Origin of the sequence: Mycobacterium sp. (assembly GCF_035640695.1) — a bacterium.
Taxonomy (GTDB): Bacteria; Actinomycetota; Actinomycetes; order Mycobacteriales; family Mycobacteriaceae; genus Mycobacterium.
The window spans coordinates 1-3,329 of record NZ_DASQVQ010000183.1; the positions used below are offsets into that span (position 1 = coordinate 1).

Annotated in this window: 4 protein-coding genes and 1 pseudogene; all 5 read right to left on the minus strand. The window is 63.9% G+C overall.

The features are described from left to right. Positions 1-368: universal stress protein (locus VE759_RS21370; RefSeq protein ID WP_324936164.1), on the minus strand; the 368-nt coding region annotated here is incomplete at its 3' end. A 391-nt stretch (positions 369-759) separates the two neighbouring features. Further along, complete coding sequence (locus tag VE759_RS21375) at positions 760-1,020, minus strand: DUF732 domain-containing protein (RefSeq protein WP_324936166.1); 261 nt, start codon at positions 1,018-1,020, stop codon at positions 760-762. A gap of 340 nt (positions 1,021-1,360) precedes the next feature. Next, positions 1,361-1,698: pseudogene (locus tag VE759_RS21380) on the minus strand (cupin domain-containing protein); the annotation flags it as partial. 72 nt (positions 1,699-1,770) lie between these two features. Next, the gene (locus VE759_RS21385) at positions 1,771-2,601 is read right to left on the minus strand and encodes an alpha/beta hydrolase (RefSeq protein WP_324936167.1); all 831 of its coding nucleotides are present in this window, start codon (positions 2,599-2,601) and stop codon (positions 1,771-1,773) included. Between the two features lie 209 nt (positions 2,602-2,810). Next, positions 2,811-2,951 carry a hypothetical protein gene (locus tag VE759_RS21390; RefSeq protein ID WP_324936169.1) on the minus strand — a complete coding sequence of 47 codons (141 nt, stop codon included), beginning with the start codon at positions 2,949-2,951 and terminating at the stop codon, positions 2,811-2,813. Between the last annotated feature and the right edge of the window lie 378 nt (positions 2,952-3,329).

The window sequence follows — 3,329 nt, forward strand, 5'->3', positions numbered from 1 at the left end:
TCCGCATTGACCTCCTGTGCCAGATCCACCAGCGCGTCGATCGGGGCGCCGACGATCGACCGCTCCTCGATGTCCTTGGCGCCGGCGGCCTTCGCCCGGTCGCGGGCCTGGCGAAGGATCGCATAGTTGGGGGCACTGCCGTGCACCATGTAGCCCTCGTGCTTCAGGACGTCGGCGGCGCCGGGGTCAGCCACTCGATCGGGCGCTGGTGGTTTTCCCCAGCCGCCCTTATCGTCAGTGGGCAAATGCGCGTTCGCGACGATCAGCTTCACATTGCCTCGCGCTGCGATCGCGCCTGCGCGCTCGACTGCACGCATCGATGATTCCGAGCCGTCAGTCCCGACAACCACGGTCCGGTAGCTGCTCATATAGCCTCCCAGCCCTCGGTGCAACGGCAATAAGACTAATCGCTTGGCTGCCCGTCCAACCGTCGGGTGTTGTGGACATCACGGCCGAATGAGGCTGCGTCGTTGCAACGATACGACTATGAGTTGTGTAATACAACTGACTATGTAAGCTCTATGACCGGTCGTCCTTGGTGCTACCAAGCCATTGAGTCAAAATCAGTTGCGGCTCAGCGGTATTCGTGGTTCGGCACTTTCTCACGGATGCCGCATGTTTTCAGGCGCGATCCACGGCGCCTCGGGTTCGGCGGCGTCAACGTTCATTTCGATCGCGTCGATGCCGCCTTCGGGCATGGTGAGCAGGTGACCTCGACCGACATCCTTGGACTCGAGGACATCGCGTGGCTGTTGCGTATCAGCTCTTATCCCAGGGGCAGAAAATGACGATCGCGGCGGCGGCCACGGCGGCTGCGTCCGCGTAGGTGAGGCGCTCACCGCGACGTAGTGCCTCGACAACGGTCTCCGGCGTGAACTCAGAAGCCTCGAGGGCGGTGCAGACGGCGTGGCCCATCAGCAAGCCATGTGAGCGGGTGCCGTAGTGGATGTTGTTGTCATCGAGAACCTTGATGTAGGCCCGCTCGGCGGTGTCGGCGTGGGCAGGGGCGGCGACGATCACGGACAGCGCGATGGCAGCGCCGGTGAACGCGAGACGGATTACTTTTCCTTCACCGGCGGGGATAAGTGGCCTCCACGGTTGGCATCCGACCATACGCAAAACAGTCTCCCAGTCCCCTCGCAGGATTCGGGGAGCTGCTCGGCGTGGCGCCGTTGTTGTCCTTGGTCAGCGGATATCACTGCTTTGGCCGGTCGAGCCCGGCCGGGAAAAAAGCCGACGCTGTCTTCGAAATAGCGACGGCCCTTCGCAATTCAGCGTTCTCCCGCCGGGCGCTTGAGTTCAGCGGGCTGCGCCGACTACCCCGGACAACCCTGGGGCAACTTGGTCTGCGATCAGCCGGTCGCTCTCCCGGGGCGGCCGAGACGGACGTGATGATCGCTTCGACTGGACCGTCGACGGCGCCGAACCAGTGCGGCGTCCACGTGGTGAACTCGACGGCCTCGCCGGGCCGGATGTTTAAGTCGCGGTCGCCGAGCACCAATCGGAGCCTGCCGGACAGCACATACATCCAGTCTTGGCCCTCCCGGACGGGCAGTTCGGGCGGTGGGGTGCGCGCCCGGGGCTGACCCGAATCTTGAACGCGTGCAGCCCGCCGGCGAGACCGTGGCGGGTCAATGGCCACTAGGTGACGCCGTGGTGAGTGTGCGCACCGCCGCGGACCCGCGGATCGGGCTGCTCGGGGTCGGATTAACCGCATCGACCGCGAACTCGGCCAACGGCTGCTTATTCGCGCCGGCGAATCGGCGGTCATCACTGGCTAAGCGGGGCGAGAAATTGCTGCAGCAGTGCCGTCACCGCGCCCGGAGCTTCACGAGGCGCCAGATGCCCGACGCGCGGCAGCACCTCCAGTTGTGCACCAGCGATGCGTTCGGCCAGCTCGACGGAGTGAGTCGGCGGCAGCGCCTTGTCTTCGGCGCCGGCGATTATCAGGGTAGGCGCGGTGATCTGGTCGAGGGCCTCCACCACACTTGTGCGCTCGGCTAAGCAAGAGCGCACGGCGCGGGCCAATCCTGTGGTGTCGAGATTGTTGATGCCATCGGCGAGGTGGGCGGTAAACCCGGGATCCTGGCGGCGGAACTGCTCGCCGACCAGGCCCGGCACGACGAGTCGCCCAGGTCCGCCCGGAACTCCGAGATCGATGAGCATCGACACGAGGCGGTCGCGCTGACGGCGGATAAACGACATGCGGCGTGCGCTGGTGTTGGACAGCACCAGCCCCGTGACGCGCTTCGGTGCGGCGAGGGCGACGCGCAGCGCGACGAATCCGCCCCAGGACAACCCGAGCAGGGCTGCCCGCTGAGCATCGGCGGCGTCCCGCGTCTGCAGAGCGGCCTCGGCGCATTCCTCCATGGTGAACAGCCCTGGCGGGGGCGGGCTGGCGCCGGTACCCGGCGGGTCGATCACCAAGGTCCGCCATCCCACATCGTGCAGCCCGGTAAGTTGTGCGCCCCAGCTGGTCGGGCCGTCGGTGAACAGGCTGGGCCACAGCAGCGCCACGGCATCACCGGCGGGTCCGCTGTCCTGCACATGCAGCCGCCCCACGACGGTCGGCACCACGAAGCTGCGGGTGGGCTGTGTCATCAAACAACATTATCGATGCTGGACAGCGCCGGCGCGTTGGACAGCTCAGCCAGGGCTTTGCGGCGCAACGGATGTCGTAGGAATTGAAGCGTTCCCTGTGACAAGTCGGGGACTCCGCGGACGGAAGTCTGTGAGACGGTGTCGAATCCCCGAGTCAGGGTGCGCTCGCTCTGCGGGTGCGGAACGGACCACCCTGGACGTTGCCAGCTCTAATTCACAAAGACCACATCTATCCCATAGAGCGCATAAATAACATGATTCATTTTATTCACAGCTGCCACTTTAGAACCGCAGACAACAAAAGTATCAAGGGCCACATCACGTTCGCCGAATTGCACACGAGTGGTCACCTAGACCATTGCCCGACCTTGGCGCGAACGGTACCGCGCTGACCTGCAGGTATACGCCCCCTGGTGCGAGACGCAGTGGTCTCATTTACCCCATAAGACGCAGAACTATTAAACAAACTCAAAGAAGATAATTAGACTCAATAGCACATCTGTTTAACGCACACCTCATTGGTAAACTCAGTATCACGAGTGAGCGTGGGAATAGCCTCTCGCCCGGCCTTTACCGGCGTGCGGGGCCGCGGACGAGTTCACGAAGGGATCGACATGCGTGGGCGCAAGGCCGTCACCGTGCTCGCGATCACCGGTGCGATCGCCGTGGCTCAAATAGCCCTCGAAGTCCCGCCTGCTGACGCTGAACCCAACTGGGACGCCATGGCT

Coding starts and splice junctions, on each gene's coding strand:
- VE759_RS21385 (WP_324936167.1), bottom strand. CDS start 2,601: ATGACACAGCCCACCCGCAGCTTCGTGGTGCCGACCGTCGTGGGGCGG.